Below are 24382 nucleotides of genomic sequence, written 5' to 3'. Positions count from 1 at the left end.
AGCCTGAACATCTCAATTTTATCGGGATGGTCTTGTTGGTCAAACCCTCGTTCCCTCCACCCGCATAGCGGGTGGTTTTTTGTTTCGCACGCTTCGCGAGCTCAACTGGCTAAAGCCTAAACAAAAAGGACCGGCTGCGCCAGCCCATTGCACATGCTTTTTTTATCCTTCGGAACCTTCCCCGCTAAGCTGCCAGGTAATGCCGAATTTATCGCGGACCATGCCGTAGGACGGGCTCCAGAACGTTTCCTGCAGCTCCATGAGAACTTGTCCGCCGTCGGAAAGTCCGCTATAAATCGATTGCAGGCGCTCTAAATCCTTCGTCATCAAAGCGATGGTCAATTGGTCCCCCTGCTTGTAAGGGTTCCCTGGAAACGTGTCGGAGAACAGCAGCATCTGACCGTCGAATTCAAGCGCGGCATGCAGGACGCGGTCCTTCGCTTCCTCGGGCACCGGATGGCCGAGATCCGGCTGATCGCCAAAACGTTGAACGCCCAAGTTGTTGGCGCCCAGCACCTTTTCATAAAATGATACCGCTTCGGCGCATTGTCCGTCCAATACGATATACGGCGCGACTTTTAAGCTCATATTCCTTGTCCTCCCTTATCATGATTCGTTTTTAACATGAGTTACCTTCCTCATTATATCCCGCTTTTTCCGCGAAGATAAGGCGAACAGACAAGCATTCGCAAAAAATTACTTCGGCCGTTCCAAAGAAAACGTCTCTCCCAGCTTCGCATAATCGTTGCCGGCCAAACGGCTGACAGGCCTTAATACGTCCGCCAGGATCCGGCCGCGATCCAGCACGACGTCATCGACATGAAAGCGGACGACGCGCCCGATCAGCAGATCCGCAGCCGGGGAATCCGGCGTCCCTCCCAGCGGTATGGCCCGTTCCAGCACGCACTCCATGCGTATTTTCGCTTCGGCAATGCCCGGGACGCCTACGCTTTCGCTCGGAACCGCCGTCAGTCCGGCAAGCTCCAGCTCGCTTTCGTTCGGCGGCAGGCTTGCCGCGGTAACGTTGAGCTTCGCTACCGACAATTCGTCCCCGATATGCACGACAAACTCGCCTTCGCGAATCGCATGGCTTGCCGTATCTTTCGGGATGCCTTGCTTTCGCTGAACCGACACGGATATCATAGGCGGATCGGCCGTCACGATGTTGAAGTAACTGAACGGCGCCGCATTGACCTTGCCGTTGCCGGCAAGCGTCGTCACCCAGGCCACGGGTCTGGGAATGATGCTGCCGGTCAGCAGCTTGTAATTGTCGCGTTCGCTTTGGCTAAGCGGATCGATGGACACCATCATCGGCGTCCCACCCCCGGTATCTCGCGGACTTCAAACGGCGTCAGCTTGGCTTCGATTTCTTCCCGCCGCGGCTCAAACCATGCCGGCAGCATCAGTTTTTCGCCCAAACGGTCCGGTTCTTCGTCCCGCGCAAATCCCGGCGGATCGGTCGCAATTTCGAACTGGATGCCGCCTTCCTCGCGGAAATAGAGGGCGTTGAAATATTGCCGGTCGACGATCGCCGTCGTTTGGAAGCCGTGCTCCAGCACATGTTCCCTCCATTGGGCGTGCTCCCGGTCGTCTTTCGCGCGCCAGGCGATATGATGCACCGTGCCGGCGCCTCCCGTTCCGCGCTCGACCGGATGGGCAAGGACGTCGACGGCATTGCCGAGCTCCCCGAACGACCGGAACCGGATGTATGCCCCATCCTGCCCGACTCTGTCCAGGCCCATCACCTGCTGCAGCAGGTGGGACGTCCGTCCAGGTTCCAGGCTGTACAAAACCGCGCCGCCGAAACCTTTAATCGCCCGCTCGGCAGGAATGCCGCCAAAGCTCCACGTGCTCAAAGGACCGGCCTCCCGCTCCACGATTTCCAGCTGCAAACCGTCCCCGTCCCGGAAAGCGAGGTACGTCTCCGAAAATCTCGCCGTTTTCTCATACGAAATGCCGTAAGCCGCCAATCTCTCTTCCCAAAAAGCAAGCGCTCCGGCAGGAACGGCAAACGTCGTGACGCCAACCTGCCCGCCGCCGACGCGTCCTTGACGGGAACGGGGCCACGGGAAAAACGTGATGATCGTCCCCGGGGTACCTTGCTCATCCCCCAAATACAAGTGATACACCTCCGGCGCATCGAAATTGACGGTTTGCTTGACCAAACGCAGCCCCAATACGCCTGCATAAAAATCGACCGTTTTCTGCGGATCCCTTACAAACGCGGTAATGTGGTGAATGCCTGCGGTTTTCATGTTCATCGTCCTCTCTAAAATCCAATTTTCTTAATATTAAGATATGAGATCGAGTATGTCCTGTTAAACTCGTGAATCCAAGTTATTTATCTTGAATTAAAGATATTATAAATTGAATTAGTTGTCAATACGTAAAACGGACCCTAGATCCAAACGACGGTGGCGCAAAATCCCTCCCGACTTTAATTAAACTTTAATTAAGAAGAAAAAACGGCCGGAGCTTTCGCTCCAGCCGCGTTTCCGGGTGCTTCATTCCGGCGGCCTTCCAGCCGCGGGCACATTCGCGGGTACCCGGGTGCCGTTTCATCCGCCTGAAGGCGAATCCGCTTTGACTCGGCTACGGTTTACTTTACATGACCCGTACGCGTATTGCTCAGCTCGCTTTCATTGTGCAATCGGGTTACCGCCGTGACGGCATAAGTATACTCCTGGCCCGGAACGGCGCTGAGATCCGTAAACGTTTGCTTCACCCCATCGACTCTGCGCACGGTGGCGATCAGCTGCGAAGTATCGTTTGGATCGATGGAACCTTTGCCGGTGACGCGGTATATCGCGTAATAAGCAGGTTTTTGTTTCCCGTTGTCCTTCCAGTCGACTTCAATCGCCCCTTTTTTGCCTTTTACATTGAGCAGCTTCGGCGCGACCGGCGTTTCGTCCGGCAGCCACGGCATGGCGGGGATCAGCGCGGGACGGGAATACATCGCCGCGACGGCGTCCCTCACTCCCAGCGGATTGGCGAGCAAATGGGACGTGCTGAACATGATATTGCCCGAAACGTCTCCGCCTTGATCGTTATTGTATCTTAGCTGCGTCGGCAGCTGATCGGGATTCGTCCAGTTGCTTTCGCCGACCCGGTATGCCGCCTGGCCGATATATAACTGTACGGGATGTTTGCCGGAATTGTCGTTTTCCCCGTTGATTTCTTTGGTCCACCAATCGATCAGCTTTTCGTAAGCAGCCGCCGGATTTCCGAAATGCCAATAAATTTGCGGCGCCAGGTAATCCACCCAGCCGTTCTTCATCCATGTTCTCGTATCCGCATACAAGTCGTCGTAATTTTGCAGGCCGTTCGTGTCGGATCCGGTCGGGTCCGTGCCTTTATTGCGCCAGATGCCGAACGGGCTGATGCCGAATTTGACGTAACCCTTTGCGCTTTTAATGGCCGTGTGCAGCCCTTCGACAATGCGGTTGACGTTGTCCCTGCGCCAGTCGGCCAAAGACAGGGTGCCTCCGCCGTTTTTGTAGTCGCTAAACTGCTTGCTGTCGTCAAAAGGCTCGCTGCCCGGATACGGATAAAAATAATCATCCATATGGATGCCGTCGACGTCGTATTGATCGACGATTTCCCGGACTCCGGCAATGATGTATTCCTGCGCTTCCGGAACGGCGGGATTAAAGTACATTTTGCCGCCGTTTTTCACGACCCAGTCCGGATGGAGCCGCGCCGGATGGTTGGCCGCGAGCAGATCGGGGTTGTCGTGCATGCTGATCCGGTACGGGTTGATCCACGCGTGGAATTCGAGATTCCGTTTATGCGCTTCTTCGATCATGAACTTGAGCGGGTCATACCCGTCGCTTGGCGCTTTGCCTTGCTCCCCCGTCAGCCAATGCGACCATGGGAAGTATTCGGACGGGAAGAAGGAATCGCTTGTCGGGCGGACCTGCACGAAAACCGCGTTGATTCCCGTTTGCTTCAACTCGTCGAGCAGCTTCACGAAATCCCGTCTCTGCTGCGCGGGATCAAACACGTTTTTGGTCGGCCAGTCGATGTTCTCTACCGTGGAAATCCACGCGCCGCGCAGCTCGCGCTTCGGATGGGCGGCCGGATTCGTGACGATCAGCAGCTGCTGGGCTTTTTTGCCGCCGACTTCGGCCGTAATCGTGGTCGTTCCCGGCGCCTTGGCCGTGATTTGGCCGGTCACCGGATCGATCGCCGCCACGCTTTCGTTCGTGCTGCCGAACGTGATCCCTTCCGTAATTTCCTTTTTGCCTTCAACCTTGTAATCCCCGTACACTTTGGCTGCAGGCGCTTCTTCTCCGATCGTCACGGAAAATACGTTTGCGATTTCGATGCTTTTCAGCTCCCCTGCTTTCACCTGAACCCTGTAGCTGGCTTCGTGTCCTTCGTATTTGGCGCTCACCTCGGTTTCACCCACCTGCAAAGCATGAATCTGGCGCCCGGTGATTTCGGCGATGCTGCTGCCGGGCTCGACCTCGAACCTTGCTGCCGCCGACACATCGACCGGCTCTCCCCCGCCGTACACGGCAAATGCCTTCAGATCCGCCGTCTCCGTCAGCACGAGCGAAAGCGGTCCTTCAATAAACAACCGGTCCGGCACGACGGGATCCGAAGATACGGTGAGCCGATATACGGCGTTGTATTGATTCAGGTACGTGGCCGTCAGAGTGGTTTCCCCTGGCGCCAGCGCACGGATCGTTCCGTTTGCGTCAATCGTTGCCACCGATTCGTCGCTGCTTGCGAACGTCACGCTGCCGCTTTCGGCCGGCTGCGGGGCGGCGTCGCCTTTACGGGTGACCAGGATGCCGGCCGACGCCGAATCCCCGGCTTTCAGCGGTTTGACTCCCGACCATTCCACGGCAAAAACATCCGTGTTTTCATACACGACGCTGATTTGGTCCACATAGAGCGTTCCCGCGCTTTTGGTGCCGGTCTCCACCGGATAAATATAGTTGAGCTTGACCGGATAACTTTCGGACGGGATGTTAGCCGCGACGTAACGCCAGCCGTTCAACACTTCGCTGCTGAGCGTAAAGTCAAGCGTAAACTGTTTTCCCAGACTGTCCTGCACCTGGCCGCGAATCCAATGTTTCTTATCTTCGCCGTACACCCAAAATCCGATTTTTTTCGGTTTGCCCGGAATATCGCGGCCGTCTTTTCCGTCGGGATTTTTGAATCGTATGTAAGCCGCGGAAGTGCCTTCGTTGTTCGTAAAATCGTATTCCAGCCGTCCTGCCGAAAGGCCGTACCGTACGGGAAACGGACGCTGCACCTGGTCCAGCGCGGCCGAGTTCGCCCTTACGGAAGTGACCCGGACGTCATCGATCTGTTCGAAATCTTCAAACACTTGGGACCATCCGGTCTCTGCCGTCGCCTGCGCAGGCGCCACGACGTTCACTTCCACCTCTGCGGCGAGGCCGTTGTACACCGCTTCGACGACGCCATGCGCCGGCTGATTCCCCGCCTTGAGCGTCGAGCCGTCGAGGGTGCCGATGCCGGGTACGCTGTCCGTTTTGATGCTCCAAGCCACCTCAGACTGCGGGATGTCCGTCCCGGTTCCGTCCGCTCCGTATCCTTTCGCAACCAAGGCAACAGACGCATTCGTCTCAATCGTCATCGGACCCGGTGAAATTTCGAGGCGCGCGGCCTCCGTGTTTCGGGTATCGCCCGTATGTTCCTTCATGCCCTGTTCTCCCGTGCTATGTTCATCGACGGCGTTTACAGAGGCAGCCCTGTCCACGGCTAGGCCTTCTTCCGCGATGTTTCCCGCGGCAACGTTGTTTTCACTGACCTGATGCCCGGCTGTTTCCCCGTTGTCTGCTTCCCCGTGCACGGATGCGGGAACAGAGGTTATGAATGCGCTTACAATTAAACTTGCGGCAAGCATCCCGCGAAACGTTCTGCCAAACCATGATCCCTGGTGGTTCATCCTTGCTTTCTCCTCCCATAAATGAAGTTTTCCAGCGAATGACAAGCGCCCGAATCCTTTTCGGCGATCCACCCCCGATCTATTTGAAAATATGTTTTAATTATATAGTGCATTATAAAATTTTACTACAAAAAATGATTTTGAAATTTGATGTTTTTTTCAAAGAAATATGTCGAGGAAATCCATTTCAAGAAACAACAATTCGAGTGAATTTGACGTTTTATTGACATGATGTTGATTAGTGTTGTTAAATAAAATGAAGCCGTGCCATGGAGGTAGGACATGTCGAAAAAGCTGGATCCGCGCGTAGCCAGAACACGCCAAATGTTAAGGGACGCGCTTGTCGAACTGATTCATGAAGAAGGATACGAAAAAATTACCGTTCAGGACATCACGAAACGCGCAGGCTTGAACCGCGCCACGTTTTACCTGCATTACCGCGACAAACTCGACCTGCTGAGCCAAAGCTGCGAGGAAATTTTGCATGACCTGGTTGAAAGCATGAACGCGTCTTTAGCGGAAACGGAGTCCTTTGATTTTATGAGCGGCCAACCCCACGATACGTTCATCCATCTGTTTGAGCAAATATCGTTCAACAGCCGTTTGTATAAAGTGTTTTTGACCGAAAAAAACATGTCGCATTTCACTTCGCGCATGATGGAGCTCATGATCGATTTTGTGGCCAAAGGGATGAAAAATTTGCAGCCCGATGACGAAAAGCTGGCCGTAAACCGGGATATTGCCGTAAGGTATTTTGCCGCCGCCTTTTTGGGGGTCATCACGTGGTGGCTTGAAAAGGACATGCCTTACACCCCGAAGTTCATGGCAACGCAGCTCATGCGGATCGGCACCCGCGGCCCGTACATCGAAGACCCGTTCGTCAAATAACCTGTGCAGGCTCCTTGGAGATCCTCACGACGCACAAAAGGCGATTCTTACTCCCATTGGGAATAAGGACCGCCTTTTTATGAATTGGGGAATTGCCTCAAATCAATTAATGCGCCGTATATCCGCCATCAATGACAAGCTCGGAACCCGTTACGAAGGAAGACTCGTCCGACGCCAGGAATAATACGCCGTACGCCACATCCTCCGCCTGCCCCCAACGAGGGAGAAGGGTTGCGGCTTTCAGCGGCGCGCTGTAATGATCGTTTGCCAAAATATCCTTGGTCATGGCCGTTTCGATGACGCCGGGATGCACGGAGTTCACGCGGATGTTTTCTCTCGAAAACTCGACCGCGGACGCCTTCGTAAAGAGACGGACCGCGCCTTTGGATGCCGGATAAGCATTGGCCGCTCCCGTACCCACGATGCCCGCCATGGAAGAAATGTTGATGATCGAGCCGCCGCCCGCTTTGCGCATTTCCGGCACCACCATTTGCGTTCCGAGGAATACGCTGGTCGCGTTGATGTCCATCACCTTTTTCCATTGGTCAAGCGTCGTATCCAGCAGCGGCGTTGCCGGCGCCACGCCCGCGTTGTTCACCAGAACGTCCACCTTTCCAAAAGCTTCGACCGTTTTGTCGATGACGTTTTTCCAATCTTCCTCGCTAACGACGTTATGTTTGACGGCGATCGCCTCGCCTCCCGCCGCTTTAATTTCGGCGACGACCGCCTGAAGCGCCTCCTCGTTGATATCCGTCGCTGCCACCTTTGCCCCTTCTTTGGCAAACAGTTTGGCTTCCACGGCGCCTTGCCCGGAAGCGGCCCCCGTAATAATCGCTACTTTTTCGTCCAAACGCCCCATATGTTTTTGCCTCCTTATCAGAATAAAAGCAACAATTCAAAAAAATCTTAATGAACATTTCATTGACAATAAGTCGCTTTATCGACATTATGTCGCAGTTCCATTATAGTAGCTCCAAATAAAATGGCAACCGACAGTTTCTTTGTTTCTGACGCTTTATGGACACTTCGCAAAGGAATGTCGCAAATGCGATGAAAGTAATACATGTCGAAGGAAAATGTCGATTAGGCAGGCGCACGAAAAAAGCCGGCATTTCGCCGGCCGCTCAATTTGATCGATTCCTTGTTTCAATATGCCGCTTCATTCCCCGTTTTTCCCTGATACCGGTGCGCGTGCGGAATTCTCCCGTTTACGGTCGTATATCCTTCGAAAAGATGGTAATGTCCTCCTCCCGGCAGCGGAACCGCGGGTCCCGTCGTTCCTCTGATCACGTGCGCATGCTGATCGTCCACCGTCGTTTCCACGTAATAGTTATGGACATGCTGCACGCCGCTTGGAGCCGGGTCCGTTTTCCCCGCATAGCGGTGATAGTGCCCGACGTCGACGGACGTCTCCCCCGCAAACGGATGCACATGCATTCGGACCGGCCTCCCGTCCCAGGACGTAATAAAAAGACTGTGCGAATGCCCTGAGCCGTCATCCGAGTGAACCATAAACCCCGTGATCGGAACCTCCATGAAACCACCCTCCACCTTAAAATTGGCATGACAGCAGATGGGACAGCCTCCGCTTCCGCAAGCGCCGGAGATTGCCCGCATAATAAAGCTGAATACCTCAATATATGTCGATGGCTTGTTCCGGCATTCCATCTTTTCCAAAGGGAATTTTCCAGCCCGGCATCTTTCAGAAAAAAGAAAAAGGACCGTCCCCCCGCAGCTTTGCTGAGGGAACAATCCCTTGGTGGATAGGGTCTTTACGTTGACGGATTACGTCGTAATGAATCCGCTGAACGCGATCGGTCCGATGACCGTTGCGCTCGTGCCGGGCGTCAGGTTTTCAATCGAAAGCGTATAATCATGAACGCCTGGCGCTACGTTGGCATCGGTGAATTGGACGGGAATGAGGTAATATCTCTCAAATCCGGCCTCGAAGCCTTGCCGAGCATAGTAGATGACATTCGTACCCCGGAAGATACGTAACAATACGCTTCCCGTCCCCGTATCTCCGCGGATGCCGACCACGGCTTTCAGATCCACGAAATTCGGAACGCCTGGAACCGTTAATTGGAAATGCGCAATCCCCACGCCTGCCGGAGTGATCGGGATCGGAATGGAAACACCGTCGGTCACCGGCGTCGGCACGCTTGCGTTATAAGCGATCAGTTGCTGAGTCATTGCTCTATCAACTCCTTTCGAAAGATAGTTCATTCTATGTCGGAGTGATAGAGTTGGTATGGACAAGACAACCGATGCATTTATATCATTTTTTGATAGAATCCTCCCGCTTTCCCTGCTCTGCGGTCTGGCTCCCCCGCTTCATTCCCTGCCATCGCTTATCCGTCGACAGATGCATCCCCAGCTGATCCACCGTTCGGACCACAATGTGCGTGATCATATCGTCCATGGTGGCCGGATGATTATAAAACGCCGGGACGGGCGGCATAATCGTCGTTCCCATTCGGGATAACGCCAGCATATGTTCGAGATGGATATCGTTCAGCGGCGTTTCGCGCACCAGGAGGATCAGCTTTTTCCGCTCCTTCAAGATGACGTCCGCCGCCCGGGTCAGCAAATTGTCGCTTAAGCCCATTCGGATCGAAGCCAATGTCTTCATGCTGCACGGCGCCACGATCATTCCATCCACCTGGAACGAGCCGCTGGAAATGGCCGCTCCCAAATCCTTGTATCCGTAGACCGCATCCGCAAGCTTTTCCACTTCTTTGGACGTATAGGAGGTTTCATACTGAATGTTTGCCGCCGCCCAGGGCGAAATGACCGCGTGCGTTTCAACGCCGGCCTCTCTTAACGTTTGAAGCAATCGGATCCCGAAAATGGCCCCCGTCGCCCCGGACATTCCCACAATGATTTTCATTTTACGTTCCCGGCCTTTTCAAATATGTCCCGGACGCGTCTTTGCATTTTTTCCGGATAACCCGAAAACGAGGCTTGAAGCGGTGCATAGCCCGCAGGCCACTCATCCGAAGACAGGCAGTTATATACGATCTTCGTCGTTGCGGCTTTCTTCTTCTCGCTCTGATCCAGGTAAGCCACAAGCGGCAATACAGGCTGATCCGGAAAAACAATGGCTTTGTCCGGATGGCTGCGGGTGGCCAAGGCCCATACCACCTGTTCGATCCTGCTTGGATCGATATCGTCGCCCACGACGATTACCTTCGGAATGTACGACCCTCCGCGGCAGGCAAACACCGCTTCGCCGATGCTTCGGGCCAGTTCGTGCCGATCGGCGTATTGCGCGGCGGAGTCTACCGTTACGACAAGCCAATGGACGGCAGACTCAAAGGGAATAAAACAGCGCCGAACAGGCAATCGATGTCGTCGCAGTTCATGTTGAATGCTTGCGGCGATCGCAACGCCCCAATTCGTGTGGTTCTCTTCCGGAGGCATGCCCGCGGCCACGACCGGCATGATCGGATCATGACGGTGCGTCATCGCCGTCACATGGAAACACGGAACTTCCTTTTGGTGCCCCACCCAGGTATATCCTGCATATTCCCCCATAGGGCCTTCGGGGACCGTTTCATCCAAAGACACAAAACCTTCGATCACGATTTCGCTGTTCGCCGGAACCGTCAGGTCATGGCTTTCGCAGCGGACGACGTCAAGCGGCTTACCGTACCATCCGCCTAACATTTCGGCCTCATTGGTATCGTCAGGCAGTGGATATCCCGCAATCATCGCGATTCCCGGGTCCACCCCGAGGCAAAGGGCATAAGGCATCTGCTGCCCCAGCGCCTTCCATTGCCCGTATATCTTGCCGATATGCTGGGAGGGCACGATGACGCCGGCCATCGTCCGTTTGCCGTGCAGCATGACCCTGGTGATCGACCAGTTGACCCAGGAACCGTCCGGGCTGCGTACGATCAAGATGCCGTATGTGTTAATGTAACGGCCGCCGTCGCCTACATGCAGGTACGGAACCGGAAGACTCGTCAAATCGATGTCGTCCCCGAAAAGCTTATTTTCCTTGCAAGCCGCATCCTCCACTTCCTGCGGAGGCACCGGCGTCACTTCAGGAAGGCAGGACCATGCTTCGACCAGCTCCGTCATTCCCGTTTCCGCCGGAAGTCCGAGCGAAAGCGCGATTCGCAAAAATGGATGACGTTTACCCGGGCTCAGCCCTACCGGCGCTCCCAGCACCCGAAACCCGGAAGCATTGTCCTTGATGTTGCAAAATAGCGGCGCGGGGGCCGGCAATTCATAGGCATACCGGATCATGGCCCCCATTTCCAAATTCCAATCCACTTCCTGGTCGACCGTGAACACATCTCCAAACCGTTTCAATGCATCGATATATTCCCGAAAACTCATATAAGATTTCTTGATGGCTTCCATCGGCTTAAACCTCCTGCGTACTCTAAAATAATCTGCATGAAAAGTTTACACCCGCCACTTTTTATATGTAAAATATATATTAATGTTGGTTAACATATAAAAAATATATTGTTAGAAGAGGAAACGGCATGGATTTAAAAAAACTGTTATATTTCGTGACCATCGTCGAAGAAGGACAAATTACCCGTGCCGCGCAGCGGCTGCATATCGCGCAGCCCCCGCTCAGCCTCCAGCTTCGATCCTTAGAGGAAGAATTGGGCGTGACCCTGATCGACCGCGGGAACAAAAAGTTCGAAATCACCCCGACCGGGTGGACGTTGTACAAACGCGCGAAAGAGGTGCTGCATTCGATTGACGGCATGGTCACGGAAATCCAGGAACAACATAAAGGGATGAGGGGCAAGCTTTCCATAGGCACGGTCATGTCCTGCGTTCCTTACTTGCCTTCCGTCATTAAGCGGTTTCAGGAGGCCTATCCGCTGGTTTCCTTTCAGCTGTGGGAAGACGATTCTTACCGGGTAGAGGAGCTGCTGCAGAACAAGACCATTGAACTCGGCCTCGTGCGGCTTCCGCTGCAATCCGAGTTGGCCGCCCAAACCCCTGACGTAGCGATTCACCGTTTGCAGACGGAACCGTTAGTGGCCGTACCGCCGAGCGGCTGGGAACCGTTCCAGGGAAGCAACGTGTCTTTGGCGGAGTTATGCCGCCATCCCCTGCTGATCCTGCGGGGGCAAGGAGACTACGGCGTGTACCACCGGTTTACGGATGCTTGCAAAATCGAAGGGACCGAACCGAATATCGTTTGCGAGAGCCCGGACGTGTCCACACTGATGCTTCTCGCCGAATCCGGCATCGGCATCGCGGTCGTTCCCCGATCGGCTTTGCTGCTCCGGCGGGAGCCGGTTCCTTACGCCGAAATCGCTCCGCTGATCGCATCCGATACCGCCATCATTACTTTGAAGGATCCATATCTCTCTAAGGCGGCCCGAAATTTCAAGCAATTGCTCATTGAATCCATCGCGAGCAGCCGTTTCAACCGCTAGATATCCAAATCAGGCGCATCCAAAAAGACCTTCCGCATGAAGCTGCGAAAGGTCTTTCTTTAAGTTGCTTTTTTGGCCAGGGTCTTAAGACTCCAAAATATTCTGCACGCGCCCCACCGTTCCGTCGGTGAGCTTTACTTTGATCCCTCTGGGATGGTTGGGGGAATTCGTCAGCAGCCTTTGGACGACGCCCTGCGTGCGTTTGCCCGTGCGCTGGTCCTCTTTTTTGACGACTTCCACGGCCATCCCCGGTTTGATGTTCGCCCGGATCATATGCGGTTCCACGTTTATATCACTGCCCTCTCTGTCTCATATCAACCTGCGTAGTATTACCTCCCATCATAGCACAATGCACTCGGTTGTTCATTTCGGGTACAATAGAGACAAATCGACTGATGGAGGCTTCATGGACATGGAAGAAGAACAAAAACTACAGGCCATTCCGGCCGAAGATGAACAGGGCAATTTCAAGCTGCTCGATGTCGGGCGCATTCTTTCGATATCATCCGAGATCGAAGGCGATGAGGACAGCGCCGCGATCTTTCATTACGAGGACGGCAAAACGTATAAATACGTTCACAGCGAAAAAGCCATGAAGCAATTCGGCGAATGGATTCAAAAAGGGGAAAACCGCATCTAAAACAAGCAAAGCCGCCATTATGGCGGCTTGATCATTTTAAAGCGACGAAAATTCGTGTGTGATGCAGCCGGACTTAACGCGGTTTCGAGTCCTTCGCCGCCAATAAGATCAAACGTCTGGACAAACTAAAGATGGAGGTCAGGAGGAGAAGCACTTGGGTTTGCAGCAAAATATGGTTGCCCCCCGGCTCTTCGCGTTGCGTCTTTTTTTTCTTCTTTTTTGCCATCGGTCCTGCACCTCGCTTCAGCCTTGGATGTTCATTGCCGCCGCTTCCAATCTTATTCAAAAGGGCATTCGGTGACAGCCCAAATCCAAAGGGCTGCCGTCTGTTTTATTGTATGCAGATCCAATCGAAGCGTTGCCTGGACCGTGTACATTTGGAATTCGAATCATCGAAACGAACGCTGCCAAAAAATGAAAAAGGCTCCCTTTCGGGAGCCTTTAAAACACGGGTATTACAGGCTGGTAAGGCCTTATATTACATCATGCCGCCCATGCCGCCCATGTCAGGCATAGCTGGTTTTTCCGGTTCAGGCTTGTCGGCGATGACCGCTTCGGTCGTCAGGAACATAGCCGCTACGGAAGCTGCGTTTTGCAGAGCGGAACGCGTTACTTTCGCAGGGTCTACGATACCGGCTTCGAACATGTTCACCCACTCGTCGGTAGCGGCGTTGTAGCCTACGCCCACTTTTTCGTTTTTCAGGCGTTCCACGATGACGGAACCTTCTTGGCCGGCGTTAGCCGCGATCGTGCGGATCGGCTCTTCCAGAGCGCGAAGCACGATGTTGACGCCAGTTTTTTCGTCGCCGGTCACGTCAACGGCAGCCACAGCGTTGTATACGTTCACGAGGGCCGTACCGCCGCCGGAAACGATACCTTCTTCAACCGCAGCGCGGGTTGCGTTCAGGGCGTCTTCGATGCGCAGTTTGCGCTCTTTCAGCTCGGTTTCGGTTGCAGCGCCGACTTTGATGACCGCTACGCCGCCAGCCAGTTTAGCCAGGCGTTCTTGCAGTTTTTCTTTGTCGAACTCGGAAGTCGTTTCTTCCAGCTGCGCACGGATTTGGTTCACGCGAGCGTTGATGTCGGCTTTGTCGCCTGCGCCGTCCACGATCGTCGTATTTTCTTTCGTTACGCGCACTTGACGTGCATTACCCAATTGCTCGATCGTAGCGCTCTTCAGGTCGAGACCGAGTTTTTCGGTGATCACTTGGCCGCCGGTCAGGGCAGCGATATCCTGCAGCATCGCTTCGCGGCGGTCGCCGAATCCAGGAGCTTTGACGGCAACGGCGTTGAACGTTCCGCGCAGTTTGTTTACGACCAGCATCGCTTGTGCTTCGCCTTCGATGTCTTCGGCGATGATCACGAGCGGTCTGGCTTGTTGAACGATTTTTTCAAGCAGCGGCAAGATTTCTTGCGTTGTGGAGATTTTTTTGTCCGTGATCAGGATGTATGGATTGTCGAGAACGGCTTCCATTTTGTCCGTGTCGGTGATCATGTATGGAGATACATAACCGCGGTCGAACTGCATGCCTTCCACGACTTCCATTTCGGTGTTGAATCCGCGGGATTCTTCGACCGTGATGACGCCGTCCTTGCCCACTTTTTCCATCGCTTCGGCGATCAGTTTGCCCACTTCGTCGTCGGCAGCGGAGATTGCGGCTACTTGAGCGATTTTTTGGTTGTCGTTCACCGGAGTCGCAATGTTTTTCAGTTCGGCTACGGCTGCTTTCACCGCTTTGTCGATCCCTTTGCGAACGACCATAGGGTTAGCGCCTGCCGTTACGTTTTTCAGGCCTTCGCGGATCATCGCCTGAGCCAGAACCGTTGCAGTCGTCGTACCGTCGCCGGCCACGTCGTTCGTTTTGGTAGCTACTTCTTTAACGAGCTGGGCGCCCATGTTTTCAAAAGCGTCTTCCAGTTCGATTTCTTTTGCGATCGTCACGCCGTCATTGGTAATGAGCGGGCTTCCGAATTTTTTCTCGAGAACGACGTTGCGGCCTTTAGGTCCGAGCGTCACTTTTACGGCATTCGCCAAAGCGTCTACCCCACGCAGCATCGCGCGGCGCGCGTCTTCACTGAAACGGATATCTTTTGCCATGTTGATAAAAACCTCCCACAATATATTGTTGTATTTCGATATTGCTATGTTCAGGCCGTTAGCCTACGATTGCATGAATGTCGCTTTCTTTCATAATCAGATACTCTTTACCTTCGTATTTGATTTCCGTTCCGGCATATTTGGAGAACAGAACGCGGTCGCCTTCTTTAACTTCCAAAGGAACGCGCACTCCGTCTTTCACCGCTCCGCCGCCAACAGCGATAATTTTGCCTTCTTGCGGCTTTTCTTTTGCGGAGTCCGGAAGGACAATCCCGAATGAAGTCGTTTCCTCTTGTGCGATCGGTTCTACCAATACGCGGTCACCTAAAGGTTTGATCATGAAAAATAGCCTCCTTGTTAATATGTTGTGTTTCTGTAACGGCGTTGTTGTCGGTATGTATTAGCACTCGACAACGTCTAGTGCTAACAACCACTTTTATGATACTCAACTTGAGCGCAGATTTCAAGTCCTCTGGATTGATTTTTCAAAGAAACCCGCACTTTTTCAAACCGCCTCCGGCAAGCCTGTCCAGGGCCTGTCCAAAGCGTTTTCAGGTCATACTCCATCATTCTATCCACCGGATTTGAAAATATGCCGGAAAGCGAAAACAACATTCAGAAAAAGACCGCCTCGGTTTCCAAAGATTCAAGAAACAAAAAAAGAGCCTGCTTCCCTTGCGGGGAAGAACGCTCTTTATGATCCTGCGGATTTCAGCAATCGGTTATTCCGGGTCGCCTTCCTCCTGCTTGTACCGCGCTTCGATGGCTTCGTCGGCCGCAAGCTGCTTCCGGTAGACCACGGATGACAAATACACGCTGAATTCGTACAACAGGAGCAGCGGGATCGTCACGAGAAAATCGGAAATCAAATCCGGCGGCGTGATGACCACGGCGATGAACACCAGCGCAAAATAGGACACCTTCCGCATCTTGCGCAGCCTGCGCGGGTTCAATATTCTCAGCTTGGTCAGAAACATCACGATCAGCGGCAGCTCAAACAGCAGGGCGATCGGCACCACCAGCGTAAACATGAAATTGAAATATTGGGAAATGCCGTACGTTTCGGTCAGTCCCATGTTTTTGGTGATCGTCGTCGTAAAGCCCAGCGCCATCGGAAACACCACGTAATAACCAAAGGCAATGCCGGCCAAAAACAATATAAAGACGTACGGAACGTAACGCAGCGCGGCTTTGCGCTCGATTTCCCGGAGTCCGGGGCTGACGAACGCCCACAGCTGGTAGGCCGTAAACGGGATGGTCAGGACAAGCGCCACCACCATGGCGATTTTCATGTACATGCCGATGCCGTCCCAGAACGCAAATGCATGAAGCTGAAAATCCTTCGCGGAGTCCACGCTGACCAGATATTGGTAGATAGGGTTGGCGCAAACGAGGCCGATGACAAGGCCGAGCAAAAGAACGGCCAAAACGTAAATGATCCGCCTGCGCAGCTCCCCGAGATGTTCGACAATCGACATTTCTTCCTGTTTATCAGACATACGGTCACCGTCCTATCTCTTCTGCCTGCGGACAAAACAAAATCCCTCCCCGCACGGAAGGGATTCCAAAGTCCTCTTTCCTAAACCTATTCCGGAAGACGTTTGTTGTCTGTTGTGCTTTGGGAAGTTGCCGGAGCAGCCGCTTGCGCTTCGTTAGAAGCAGCAGCCAGCGGTTTAGCTTTTTCGTTTTTGCTTGAAGACTCGTCATCCTCTGCAATAATATCGCGGGCACCGTCTTTGAATTCCCGGAAAGTGCGTCCCACGGCTCGTCCGAGCTCAGGAAGCTTGTTCGGCCCGAATAACAGCAAGGCCAAAATCACCAGCAATATAATTCCCGGCACGCCAATACCGTTCAGCATTTCGAATTCTCCTCTCTGTCCTCTATCAATAAAACATCACGACGTCAAATTCGGACATAATTCTGCCACAAAGACATCATACCATAACTCAAATCTCAACAATATCAAATAAGTGTGACAATTTTGGAAATAGCATGCGGGAGGTTTACTGGCGGAATTGCCCCGTCACCATCAGCAGCGCCTCCGGCAGCTGGTCCATGATCGCCGCCAAATTTTCATGCACGCCTTTCGGCGTTCCCGGCAAATTCACGATCAGCGTCCGGCCGCGAATGCCGACGATGCCTCTGAACAGCATGGCCGCCCGGTTCTTCTGCATGACCGTTGCCCGCATTGCTTCCGCCATGCCCGGCACTTCGCGTTCAATGACCCGTCTTGTCGCTTCCGGGGTGACGTCGCGGATGGCCAGTTCCGTTCCTCCCGTCGTCAGCACCAAATCCGCCTGAAAATAATCCGTGAGTTCAATGAGCGATGCGATAATCTCATCCTGTTCGTCGGGGACGATGCGGTACTCCACAATCTCCCCGCCGAGTTCCTCCTCCACCAGCTCCCGGATGACCTGGGCGCTAGTATCTTCGCGCTCACCTCTTGAGCCTTTGTCGCTTGCCGTCAGGATCGCCGTTTTCCACACCATAAGATCACCCCTCCTCCTGCTCATCCTTTATTCAGATTCCCGTACGTAATCGCCGCTTTTTCCGCCGGTTTTGGACTTCAGCATCGTCGGTCCGATCACCATATCCTTTTGCAGCGCTTTGCACATATCGTAGACGGTCAAGGCGGCTGCGGAAACGGCGGTCAATGCCTCCATTTCGACGCCGGTCCTGCCGGTTGTTTTCACGGTTCCTTCTATATATAACTCATCGATGCCGTTGTCGGAAAAATGGATGTCGATGCCCGTCAGCGGCAGCGGATGGCACATCGGAATCCAATCGGACGTTTTTTTGGCCGCCATCACGCCGGCGACGGAAGCGACCGCAAGCACGTCGCCCTTGCCTATTTTTCCTGCCTTAATGCGGGATAACGTTTCGGGCGCCATTTTGACCGCCGTTTGCGCGACCGCCGTGCGCGACGTGATGTCCTTGTCCGAAACGTCCACCATTTTGGCTCTGCCTTGTTCGTTAAAATGCGTCAGTTCCATCTTCAGCCTCCCCGTTCATTTTGCGTACACCTTGTTCCGTAATCAGAACCTGAAGACGCGCATCCGTCGTTTCCATCGGAACCTGCTCCACCACTTGCTCGCCGAAGCCGATGCCGGCCCATCTTGGACCGCGGCGTTTGCCCCCTGACGAAAAACGTTCATGCAGCCTGTCGTAGTAGCCCCCTCCGTAACCCAGCCTTCCCCCGTTCAGGTCAAAAGCGAGTCCCGGCATGATCACCGCTTCGGGCACGAAGTCATCCGCTTCGGCCGGACGGCGCCGCGGATCGGGCTCCATGATGCCGTATGCGCCGGTTTTCAGCTCGTCCCACTGCTGCAGCAGGTGAATCGTCATCGAACGGTCCTCCGGCAGGCATCGCGGCACATAAACGTCGATGCCTGCGCGCCACGCCTCTTCGACAAGCGGTTTCGTGTCCAGCTCGCTGCGGAACGGCACGTAAATGAGCATGCTCCGGATTTGCTCCCCGATGAGCCAGGCGGCTGCGTGACCGCATGCGCGCCCCGACAAGCTTACATGCCGCTCGGGCGGTATGCTGCCGCGAATCCGGGACATGCGGGCGCGAAGCTGCGCTTTCAGCTGCCGCATCCTTTCCTGTTCCCCGTTCATCACGTCAACAGCTGCCTTCCTTATCCATTTTTCAGATGTTTGCAATTTCATTTCAATTTTCTGCGGCGCAAAGATCAAGATCCGCCATGGCACCATATATAGCATCGACACACCGCCATCGATCTACATTTGGCAGCCGTTCAGCCGCTTGATAAACTTTGCGTCCATTTTGCTCTTAGTTTACCACTGTTGCTCCATTTTCGCCAAGATAACCCCGAAGTCCTGCCCTTATGTCGCGAATTCTTCATATTTAATGTAAACTGAAATTATATGAAGCGATTCGAATGAACAACGCCTGCCGCGTGCCATTCAGCTTCCTAACCATCGTTTTTCCAAAAGCAAAATACCCAGCAAATACGACAATGATCTATAGACGGAGGTTTACAGCTCATGCTGCTTCAAGCAAGTGGAATCAAAAAATTGTACGGCGTGGAGCCCGTACTTGACGGAATTAATTTGCAGATTCAGGAGAGGGATCGCGTGGGGCTGGTCGGCGTCAACGGCGCAGGCAAATCCACCCTGCTCCAAATCCTTGCCGGCGAGATGTCCTATGACGGCGGACAAATTTTTAAAGCCAAAGAGACGACCATCGGCTATCTCGCGCAAAACAGCGGACTGCAATCCGGCCGCACCATCCGGGAAGAAATGATGAACGTATTCGCCCATCTGATCGAAACCGAAAAAGAGCTCCGGCAGATGGAGGAACAAATCGCGGATCCTGCCCTCATGGAGCATCCCAAAAAATATCAGGAGCTGCTCGACCGTTATGCCGTCCGTTCCGACTGGTTCAAGGACCATGGCGGCTACGAGATGGAGGCGCGCATCCGCAGCGTGTTGCACGGGATGGGTTTCGGCAGCTTTGCGCCGGACACCCCGATCTCGACCTTAAGCGGCGGCCAAAAAACGCGCCTTGCGCTGGCGCGCATCCTGCTGCAAGCTCCCGATCTGCTCATGTTGGACGAACCGACCAACCATCTGGATATCGCCACGCTGACGTGGCTCGAAGATTATTTGCGTTCCTATTCGGGCGCGCTGCTCGTCGTTTCCCACGACCGTTATTTCCTCGACCGGCTCGTGACGTCCATCGTTGAAATCGAACGGCACCAATCGAAGCGCTATACCGGTAATTACAGCCGTTACATCGATTTGAAGGCGGCGGAATACGAGTCGGCCATGAAGCAATACGAAAAGCAGCAGGACGAAATCGCGCGCATGGAGGAGTTCATCCAGAAAAACATCGTGCGGGCTTCGACCACCAAACGGGCGCAAAGCCGGCGCAAGGCGCTCGAAAAGATGGAGCGGATGGACAAGCCGCTCGGCGACTTGAAAAAGGCCAGCTTTTCGTTCGAAGTCGAATACATGTCGGGCAAGGACGTGCTGCAGGTCAAAAACCTTGCCGTTTCCTTTGCGCCGCCCCATCATCTTTTCCAAAACGTCTCATTCGATCTGCATCGCGGGGAAACCGTCGCTTTGATCGGCCCGAACGGCATCGGCAAGTCCACGCTGCTCAAATGCCTGACCGGAAGCGAACGCCCTGCGTCAGGCACGATTCAATGGGGTACAAAAGTAAAGATCGGTTATTACGATCAGGAGCAAACGAACCTGAATCCCTCCAATACGGTGCTCGAAGAACTGTGGAGCCATTACCCTCATATGGAGGAGGCCCGCATCCGGACCGTGCTCGGCAACTTCCTGTTCAGCGGCGAGGATGTCCTGAAAAAAATCGCGGCGCTCAGCGGCGGCGAAAAGGCGCGGGTTGCGCTGGCCAAGCTGATGCTGCTCGAAGCCAACATGCTCATCCTCGACGAACCGACCAACCATCTCGATTTGTTCAGCAAAGAGGTGCTCGAATCGGCTTTGATGGACTACGAGGGCACGCTGCTGTTTATTTCGCATGACCGTTACTTCCTGAACAAAATGGCCGGACGGATTATCGAGCTTCATCCGCAAGGGGTGGAGCATTTCCTGGGGAATTATGACGATTATACCGCCAAAAAGCAGGAACTTGAGGAATTGTCCCAGGAGGCGCTTGAAGCTGCCGGAAACCGGGCGCAAAAACAGGAGAACGCTGCGGAATCCGAAGGCAAACCGGGCATCAACACCTTTGAGGCCGAAAAGCAGGCCAAACGGGAAGAACGCAGCCGCCAGCGCAAAATCGCGGCGCTCGAGGAACGGATCCAGCAGCTGGAAGCGGAAATTTCCGTGCTGGAGGCCGAGATGACGAAACCCGAGGTGTATCAGGATTATATCGCGCTGCAAAAACATCAGCAGGAACAGGAAGCCAAGAAAAAAGAGCTTGATGAAGCTTTTGCCGAATGGGAGCTGCTTGCCGCCGACTAATGCGGCCAGGACTTTTTGATTAGGTCTTTGAGATCAACAAAATTTAATTTGTCAAATTCACAAAACTTTTTAAATTTCGGTTCAATTCAATTATTCACAGGATTATCCACATAAACGGTGCATAACCTGGTTGAAAAAATGGCCCTCAGGGCCGTTTTTTATGGATTAAATTCATCTTTTTAATGAATATCCACTATTATCCACTAAACTATCCACATTATCCACAGTTTTTAAAGGTCCCAAATGAAAATCATATCCACGTTTTCAAAGCCCTTTGAAATCAACGGTTTTCGCATCCATAGCGGGTTTGTACACAAATTTACTCGAATATGTGGATAATCTTGTCCACAACTTGACAAAAACTTTGTCGAATGCTGCAAAAAAGCCCGTACTTGTTGCCAAGTACGGGCATGAGCTTCTGCGCTATATCGGTGCTTCTTGCCGATCTTCATCTGCCTGCAGACTGTACCTCGCTACTGCAGGCAGCCGCGTTTGCGGACAAGCTCGATCAGGACTCCTGAACCGACCATGCTTCAAGCGAAAATTGCGGCATCGCCTTCAGGTCCAAACCGGCGAATTGCCCCTTTTTCCACTTCAAATAGGCTGCAGCGCCGATCATGGCCGCGTTGTCGGTACAATATTCGAAAGGCGGAATGATGAGCTCGATGCCTTCCTCGCGGCACTGCCGCTCCAGTTCTTGGCGCAGTCCGCGGTTTGCGGCGACGCCGCCGCAGAGCAGCAGCTGTTTGGCCTCATAGGCTCTGACCGCCCGGATGGCCTTCGTGACCAGCACCTCGACGACCGATTCCTGGAAACCGCGTGCTATGGCGCTTTCCAGAATAGGCTCCCCGCGCATTTTGCGCTGGTTGACGACGTTCAGCACCGCGGATTTCAAGCCGCTGAAGCTGAAATCGTAGGAATCCGGCTCCAGCCATACCCGCGGCAAATCCACCGCCTCCTCCGCCTCCAGGGCGAGACGGTCCACGTGAGGCCCGCCGGGGTACGGAAAGCCGATCGCCCGCGCGACTTTGTCATACGCCTCGCCGACGGCATCGTCCCGGGTCCGCCCGATCACCTCGAAGTTTCCTTCGGACTTCATGTAGACAAGCTCCGTGTGCCCGCCGGAAACGACCAATGCCATGCACGGATATTCCAAATTCGCCACAAGGCGGTTGGCATAAATATGCCCGGCGATATGATGGGTGCCGATCAGCGGCTTGTTCAGCGCCAGCGACAGGCTCGTGGCCGCGACGACGCCGACCAGCAGGGCGCCGACCAGCCCCGGACCTTGCGTCACGGCGATTGCCGACAGATCGTTTAGGCCGATGCCGGCTTTGCGCACCGCTTCTTCCAGCATCAGCGTAACATTTTCGACATGCTTGCGCGAGGCAACCTCGGGTACGACGCCGCCGAAGGCTTTATGGGTTTCGACCTGGCTGGCGATCAAGTTGCTGAGAACCTCTTTGCCGTCCTTGACGACAGCCACCGAAGTCTCGTCGCAGCTGGTTTCGACCGCCAATATATAGCAGGATTCCAACTCGTTATGAATTTCACTCATCAGTACGTTTCGCTTCCTTCCCTACTTCCCTGCGCGCTGCCGCGCTCAGGCAGTTCCGCCCACATGATCAAGGCATCCTCCTGGTTGTCCGAATAATAACCTTTGCGGAGACCTGCAGGCTTAAATCCCAGCTTACGATATAAATTCTGCGCAACTTCATTCGACACTCTGACTTCAAGCGTCATCCGCTGCATGCCCAGATCTGAGGCGGTTTTCATCAGTTCGCGCAAAAGGCGCTCCCCCCATTTCCGCCCGCGGTACGCCCGCAGAACGGCGATGTTGGTCACATGCGCTTCGTCGATCACGGTCCACATGCCGGCATACCCTACGGGCTGTCCCAAATATTGCATGATCATGTATCGCGCAAAATGGTTCTGGGTCAGCTCGTTTCGGAATGCTTCCTCCGTCCAGGGGAGCGTAAACGATTCATGTTCGATCACCATGACATCCGGGATATCGTCCACCGCCATCTGGCGGAAGGACAATCCTTCGTGATTCGGATACATCTCCTGCTCCATGACTATCGAACTCCCTTCACGGCTTCCGCAGGAGCTTTTCAGCTTCCGCCAGCTGCGTATAATTCGGCACGAGCGCGTGCACGTCGTCGGTGATTCCCTGCATCAGCCGGTCAGACCCCAAACGGCCCACCGGTTCCCCCTCCATATCGCAAGCGACGGTATGAAGACGGTCTCCCAGCAGGGCGCGCAGACGTTCGATGGCGGGTTCGTGTTTTCCGGCATCCCCGACGAACCAGACGCCATCCGGTTGTTCCTCCGCCGGCGTTTCGTTCCAGATCCGCCCGATTTCGCCGACCCAGCTTTCCATCAGACGAATGGCGTCTTCTTGCAGGCGCGCCGGCATCTCTGTGCCTCTGGCCCGAAACAATGCCGTGTACGCCTGACCGCGACGGGCATCCATCATCGGGATCACCCAGTTTATGCCCGTGCTTGCTGCAGCCGCCGTTAGAAGGCCGCTCCATGCCAAGGCGTGCAGGCTGGAAATGCCCGCGACGGGAATGTTCCACGCCCACGCCAACGTCTTGGCGGCGGTTACCGCAATCCGCGTCCCCGTATACGAACCCGGCCCGATCCCTACCGCAATCCCGTTCAAAGCGGATGCGTCCACTCCGGCTTCGCTCAGACCTTTTTGAACCAGCGGCAGCAAATGCACCGAATGGTTCCGTTCTCCCGCAGCCTTGATCGTATAGAGCACCTTATCGTTTTCCATCACCGCAAGCGCAAGGCAAGCGGTCGACGTATCCAACGCCAAAAACCGCTTCAGCGGCTGTGTTTGTGGTTGATTCATTCCTGAAAGACTCCATTCTGTTTCAGGCTTCCGCACCATTCCTCATATGGCTGCCCAAAGCCCTGCAACGTAATTTTCCGCTCCGTCTCGCCGACCGTCTCGATATACAAATGCAGATGCTGCTCCGGCAGCAGCTCCCGGACGATTTGCGACCATTCGACGAGGCTGACCCCGCTGCCGTAAAAATATTCGTCAAGCCCCAGGTCCTCCGCTTCCTCCAAAGACACCCGGTACACATCCATATGGTAGAAAGGCAGGCGCCCCTCATATTCTTTAATGATCGTAAAGGTCGGGCTGTTGACGACGCCCTTGACGCCCAAATGTTTGGCGAAAAATTGCGAAAAAGCGGTTTTGCCCGCTCCCAAATCTCCGTCCAATCCGATGACCGTCCCGGGAACCGCCGCTTTTGCCAGCCATGCCGCCAGCGCTTCGGTATCCTGCGGACGAAGAGAGGTATACACAAACGGTTCCCCGTTTTGAATCTGTTCCAATACCTTGACCCACCTTCGGTTTCAATTCCTTGCATGAACTTGTCCTTAATTATATCGGTCTGTATTCGCTGCCGCAAGGACGGACGGGACCATCTTCCCGATTTTCG

General features: G+C 54.2%; 26 protein-coding genes. 4 read left to right on the top strand and 22 right to left on the bottom strand.

The genetic code is table 11. The features are described 5' to 3' along the window. Window positions 1–162: 162 nt before the first annotated feature. The 4 genes from KI367_RS13655 to KI367_RS13640 form a co-directional block, all read right to left on the bottom strand. A complete protein-coding gene (locus tag KI367_RS13655) occupies window positions 163–588 on the bottom strand; it encodes a VOC family protein (protein ID WP_212950259.1) in 426 nt (141 codons plus the stop codon). Between the two features lie 108 nt (window positions 589–696). Beyond that, window positions 697–1308, bottom strand: a complete 612-nt coding sequence (locus KI367_RS13650) for a flavin reductase family protein (protein ID WP_212950286.1) — start codon at window positions 1306–1308, stop codon at window positions 697–699. Then, a complete protein-coding gene (locus tag KI367_RS13645; RefSeq protein WP_212950257.1) occupies window positions 1308–2261 on the bottom strand; it encodes a ring-cleaving dioxygenase in 954 nt (317 codons plus the stop codon). Before KI367_RS13645 ends, KI367_RS13650 begins: the two co-directional genes overlap by 1 nt. A gap of 338 nt (window positions 2262–2599) precedes the next feature. Beyond that, complete coding sequence (locus KI367_RS13640) at window positions 2600–5923, bottom strand: family 10 glycosylhydrolase (RefSeq protein ID WP_212950256.1); 3324 nt, start codon at window positions 5921–5923, stop codon at window positions 2600–2602. Between the two features lie 282 nt (window positions 5924–6205). On the opposite strand from KI367_RS13640, the gene KI367_RS13635 reads away from it, so the two are divergent. Further along, window positions 6206–6811, top strand: a complete 606-nt coding sequence (locus KI367_RS13635; protein WP_036709171.1) for a TetR/AcrR family transcriptional regulator — start codon at window positions 6206–6208, stop codon at window positions 6809–6811. A gap of 106 nt (window positions 6812–6917) precedes the next feature. Here KI367_RS13635 and KI367_RS13630 read toward each other — a convergent pair whose 3' ends face one another. From KI367_RS13630 to KI367_RS13610, 5 genes are all read right to left on the bottom strand, one after another. Continuing rightward, window positions 6918–7670 carry an SDR family NAD(P)-dependent oxidoreductase gene (locus tag KI367_RS13630; RefSeq protein WP_036709168.1) on the bottom strand — a complete coding sequence of 251 codons (753 nt, stop codon included), beginning with the start codon at window positions 7668–7670 and terminating at the stop codon, window positions 6918–6920. Between the two features lie 287 nt (window positions 7671–7957). After that, window positions 7958–8347 (bottom strand): YmaF family protein, encoded by a 390-nt coding sequence (locus tag KI367_RS13625; protein WP_212950254.1) that lies wholly within the window; start codon window positions 8345–8347, stop codon window positions 7958–7960. A gap of 249 nt (window positions 8348–8596) precedes the next feature. Continuing rightward, on the bottom strand, window positions 8597–9004 hold the full coding sequence (locus tag KI367_RS13620; protein WP_212950252.1) for an exosporium protein C: 408 nt from the start codon (window positions 9002–9004) through the stop codon (window positions 8597–8599). An 85-nt stretch (window positions 9005–9089) separates the two neighbouring features. After that, the gene (locus KI367_RS13615; RefSeq protein ID WP_036709164.1) at window positions 9090–9701 is read right to left on the bottom strand and encodes a flavin prenyltransferase UbiX; all 612 of its coding nucleotides are present in this window, start codon (window positions 9699–9701) and stop codon (window positions 9090–9092) included. Then, entirely contained in the window at window positions 9698–11182 is a 1485-nt protein-coding gene (locus KI367_RS13610) for a UbiD family decarboxylase (protein WP_246536900.1), read from the bottom strand. The genes KI367_RS13615 and KI367_RS13610 overlap by 4 nt, the downstream gene beginning before the upstream one ends. Before the next feature lie 128 nt (window positions 11183–11310). Here KI367_RS13610 and KI367_RS13605 point away from each other — a divergent pair, with 128 nt between their 5' ends. Continuing rightward, complete coding sequence (locus KI367_RS13605; protein WP_212950250.1) at window positions 11311–12225, top strand: LysR family transcriptional regulator; 915 nt, start codon at window positions 11311–11313, stop codon at window positions 12223–12225. Between the two features lie 84 nt (window positions 12226–12309). Here the strand turns inward: KI367_RS13605 and KI367_RS13600 are convergent, their stop codons facing one another. Beyond that, entirely contained in the window at window positions 12310–12510 is a 201-nt protein-coding gene (locus tag KI367_RS13600) for a YwbE family protein (RefSeq protein ID WP_373316232.1), read from the bottom strand. 127 nt (window positions 12511–12637) lie between these two features. On the opposite strand from KI367_RS13600, the gene KI367_RS13595 reads away from it, so the two are divergent. Next, window positions 12638–12865 (top strand): hypothetical protein, encoded by a 228-nt coding sequence (locus KI367_RS13595; RefSeq protein WP_036709159.1) that lies wholly within the window; start codon window positions 12638–12640, stop codon window positions 12863–12865. 73 nt (window positions 12866–12938) lie between these two features. Here the strand turns inward: KI367_RS13595 and KI367_RS13590 are convergent, their stop codons facing one another. The 8 genes from KI367_RS13590 to KI367_RS13555 all read right to left on the bottom strand — a co-directional run bounded on the left by KI367_RS13590 (window position 12939) and on the right by KI367_RS13555 (window position 18581). Then, on the bottom strand, window positions 12939–13091 hold the full coding sequence (locus KI367_RS13590) for a hypothetical protein (RefSeq protein WP_212950249.1): 153 nt from the start codon (window positions 13089–13091) through the stop codon (window positions 12939–12941). A 252-nt stretch (window positions 13092–13343) separates the two neighbouring features. Beyond that, window positions 13344–14963 carry a chaperonin GroEL gene (gene groL / locus KI367_RS13585; RefSeq protein WP_212950247.1) on the bottom strand — a complete coding sequence of 540 codons (1620 nt, stop codon included), beginning with the start codon at window positions 14961–14963 and terminating at the stop codon, window positions 13344–13346. A 58-nt stretch (window positions 14964–15021) separates the two neighbouring features. After that, window positions 15022–15303, bottom strand: a complete 282-nt coding sequence (gene groES / locus KI367_RS13580) for a co-chaperone GroES (RefSeq protein ID WP_036709147.1) — start codon at window positions 15301–15303, stop codon at window positions 15022–15024. Between the two features lie 382 nt (window positions 15304–15685). After that, entirely contained in the window at window positions 15686–16462 is a 777-nt protein-coding gene (gene tatC, locus KI367_RS13575; protein ID WP_036709144.1) for a twin-arginine translocase subunit TatC, read from the bottom strand. 86 nt (window positions 16463–16548) lie between these two features. Continuing rightward, a complete protein-coding gene (gene tatA / locus KI367_RS13570) occupies window positions 16549–16818 on the bottom strand; it encodes a twin-arginine translocase TatA/TatE family subunit (RefSeq protein WP_156124552.1) in 270 nt (89 codons plus the stop codon). Window positions 16819–16966: 148 nt separating this feature from the next. Next, window positions 16967–17452, bottom strand: a complete 486-nt coding sequence (locus tag KI367_RS13565) for a MogA/MoaB family molybdenum cofactor biosynthesis protein (protein WP_036709137.1) — start codon at window positions 17450–17452, stop codon at window positions 16967–16969. Window positions 17453–17479: 27 nt separating this feature from the next. Next, the gene (moaC, locus tag KI367_RS13560; RefSeq protein ID WP_036709134.1) at window positions 17480–17956 is read right to left on the bottom strand and encodes a cyclic pyranopterin monophosphate synthase MoaC; all 477 of its coding nucleotides are present in this window, start codon (window positions 17954–17956) and stop codon (window positions 17480–17482) included. Further along, a complete protein-coding gene (locus KI367_RS13555; RefSeq protein WP_212950280.1) occupies window positions 17937–18581 on the bottom strand; it encodes a 5-formyltetrahydrofolate cyclo-ligase in 645 nt (214 codons plus the stop codon). Before KI367_RS13555 ends, moaC begins: the two co-directional genes overlap by 20 nt. Window positions 18582–18971: 390 nt before the next feature. On the opposite strand from KI367_RS13555, the gene KI367_RS13550 reads away from it, so the two are divergent. After that, window positions 18972–20921 carry an ABC-F family ATP-binding cassette domain-containing protein gene (locus KI367_RS13550; RefSeq protein WP_212950245.1) on the top strand — a complete coding sequence of 650 codons (1950 nt, stop codon included), beginning with the start codon at window positions 18972–18974 and terminating at the stop codon, window positions 20919–20921. Window positions 20922–21429: 508 nt separating this feature from the next. Here KI367_RS13550 and tsaD read toward each other — a convergent pair. The 4 genes from tsaD to tsaE are packed head-to-tail and all read right to left on the bottom strand — an operon-like array spanning window position 21430 to window position 24266. Further along, window positions 21430–22479 (bottom strand): tRNA (adenosine(37)-N6)-threonylcarbamoyltransferase complex transferase subunit TsaD, encoded by a 1050-nt coding sequence (tsaD, locus tag KI367_RS13545; protein WP_036709129.1) that lies wholly within the window; start codon window positions 22477–22479, stop codon window positions 21430–21432. Further along, entirely contained in the window at window positions 22479–22997 is a 519-nt protein-coding gene (gene rimI / locus KI367_RS13540; RefSeq protein WP_156124550.1) for a ribosomal protein S18-alanine N-acetyltransferase, read from the bottom strand. Before rimI ends, tsaD begins: the two co-directional genes overlap by 1 nt. 16 nt (window positions 22998–23013) lie before the next feature. Continuing rightward, window positions 23014–23784, bottom strand: coding sequence for a tRNA (adenosine(37)-N6)-threonylcarbamoyltransferase complex dimerization subunit type 1 TsaB (gene tsaB / locus KI367_RS13535; RefSeq protein ID WP_212950243.1), 771 nt, complete (start codon window positions 23782–23784; stop codon window positions 23014–23016). Then, a complete protein-coding gene (gene tsaE / locus KI367_RS13530; protein WP_212950278.1) occupies window positions 23781–24266 on the bottom strand; it encodes a tRNA (adenosine(37)-N6)-threonylcarbamoyltransferase complex ATPase subunit type 1 TsaE in 486 nt (161 codons plus the stop codon). The genes tsaB and tsaE overlap by 4 nt, the downstream gene beginning before the upstream one ends. Window positions 24267–24382: the final 116 nt, after the last annotated feature.

Origin of the sequence: Paenibacillus cookii (assembly GCF_018333375.1) — a bacterium.
Lineage (GTDB): Bacteria > Bacillota > Bacilli > Paenibacillales > Paenibacillaceae > Paenibacillus_AQ > Paenibacillus_AQ cookii.
The sequence above is the reverse complement of the archived record's forward strand: the minus strand, read 5'-3'. Positions and strand labels throughout refer to the sequence as shown.

Coding starts and splice junctions, on each gene's coding strand:
- KI367_RS13650 (WP_212950286.1), bottom strand. CDS start 1,308: ATGGTGTCCATCGATCCGCTTAGCCAAAGCGAACGCGACAATTACAAG.
- KI367_RS13655 (WP_212950259.1), bottom strand. CDS start 588: ATGAGCTTAAAAGTCGCGCCGTATATCGTATTGGACGGACAATGCGCC.
- KI367_RS13605 (WP_212950250.1), top strand. CDS start 11,311: ATGGATTTAAAAAAACTGTTATATTTCGTGACCATCGTCGAAGAAGGA.
- KI367_RS13620 (WP_212950252.1), bottom strand. CDS start 9,004: ATGACTCAGCAACTGATCGCTTATAACGCAAGCGTGCCGACGCCGGTG.
- KI367_RS13595 (WP_036709159.1), top strand. CDS start 12,638: ATGGAAGAAGAACAAAAACTACAGGCCATTCCGGCCGAAGATGAACAG.
- moaC (WP_036709134.1), bottom strand. CDS start 17,956: ATGGAACTGACGCATTTTAACGAACAAGGCAGAGCCAAAATGGTGGAC.
- KI367_RS13590 (WP_212950249.1), bottom strand. CDS start 13,091: ATGGCAAAAAAGAAGAAAAAAAAGACGCAACGCGAAGAGCCGGGGGGC.
- KI367_RS13645 (WP_212950257.1), bottom strand. CDS start 2,261: ATGAACATGAAAACCGCAGGCATTCACCACATTACCGCGTTTGTAAGG.
- KI367_RS13630 (WP_036709168.1), bottom strand. CDS start 7,670: ATGGGGCGTTTGGACGAAAAAGTAGCGATTATTACGGGGGCCGCTTCC.
- KI367_RS13625 (WP_212950254.1), bottom strand. CDS start 8,347: ATGGAGGTTCCGATCACGGGGTTTATGGTTCACTCGGATGACGGCTCA.
- rimI (WP_156124550.1), bottom strand. CDS start 22,997: ATGGAGCAGGAGATGTATCCGAATCACGAAGGATTGTCCTTCCGCCAG.
- groL (WP_212950247.1), bottom strand. CDS start 14,963: ATGGCAAAAGATATCCGTTTCAGTGAAGACGCGCGCCGCGCGATGCTG.
- KI367_RS13635 (WP_036709171.1), top strand. CDS start 6,206: ATGTCGAAAAAGCTGGATCCGCGCGTAGCCAGAACACGCCAAATGTTA.
- KI367_RS13550 (WP_212950245.1), top strand. CDS start 18,972: ATGCTGCTTCAAGCAAGTGGAATCAAAAAATTGTACGGCGTGGAGCCC.
- tsaB (WP_212950243.1), bottom strand. CDS start 23,784: ATGAATCAACCACAAACACAGCCGCTGAAGCGGTTTTTGGCGTTGGAT.
- KI367_RS13640 (WP_212950256.1), bottom strand. CDS start 5,923: ATGAACCACCAGGGATCATGGTTTGGCAGAACGTTTCGCGGGATGCTT.
- KI367_RS13555 (WP_212950280.1), bottom strand. CDS start 18,581: ATGAACGGGGAACAGGAAAGGATGCGGCAGCTGAAAGCGCAGCTTCGC.
- tsaD (WP_036709129.1), bottom strand. CDS start 22,479: ATGAGTGAAATTCATAACGAGTTGGAATCCTGCTATATATTGGCGGTC.
- KI367_RS13565 (WP_036709137.1), bottom strand. CDS start 17,452: ATGGTGTGGAAAACGGCGATCCTGACGGCAAGCGACAAAGGCTCAAGA.
- groES (WP_036709147.1), bottom strand. CDS start 15,303: ATGATCAAACCTTTAGGTGACCGCGTATTGGTAGAACCGATCGCACAA.
- KI367_RS13610 (WP_246536900.1), bottom strand. CDS start 11,182: ATGGAAGCCATCAAGAAATCTTATATGAGTTTTCGGGAATATATCGAT.
- KI367_RS13615 (WP_036709164.1), bottom strand. CDS start 9,701: ATGAAAATCATTGTGGGAATGTCCGGGGCGACGGGGGCCATTTTCGGG.
- tatC (WP_036709144.1), bottom strand. CDS start 16,462: ATGTCTGATAAACAGGAAGAAATGTCGATTGTCGAACATCTCGGGGAG.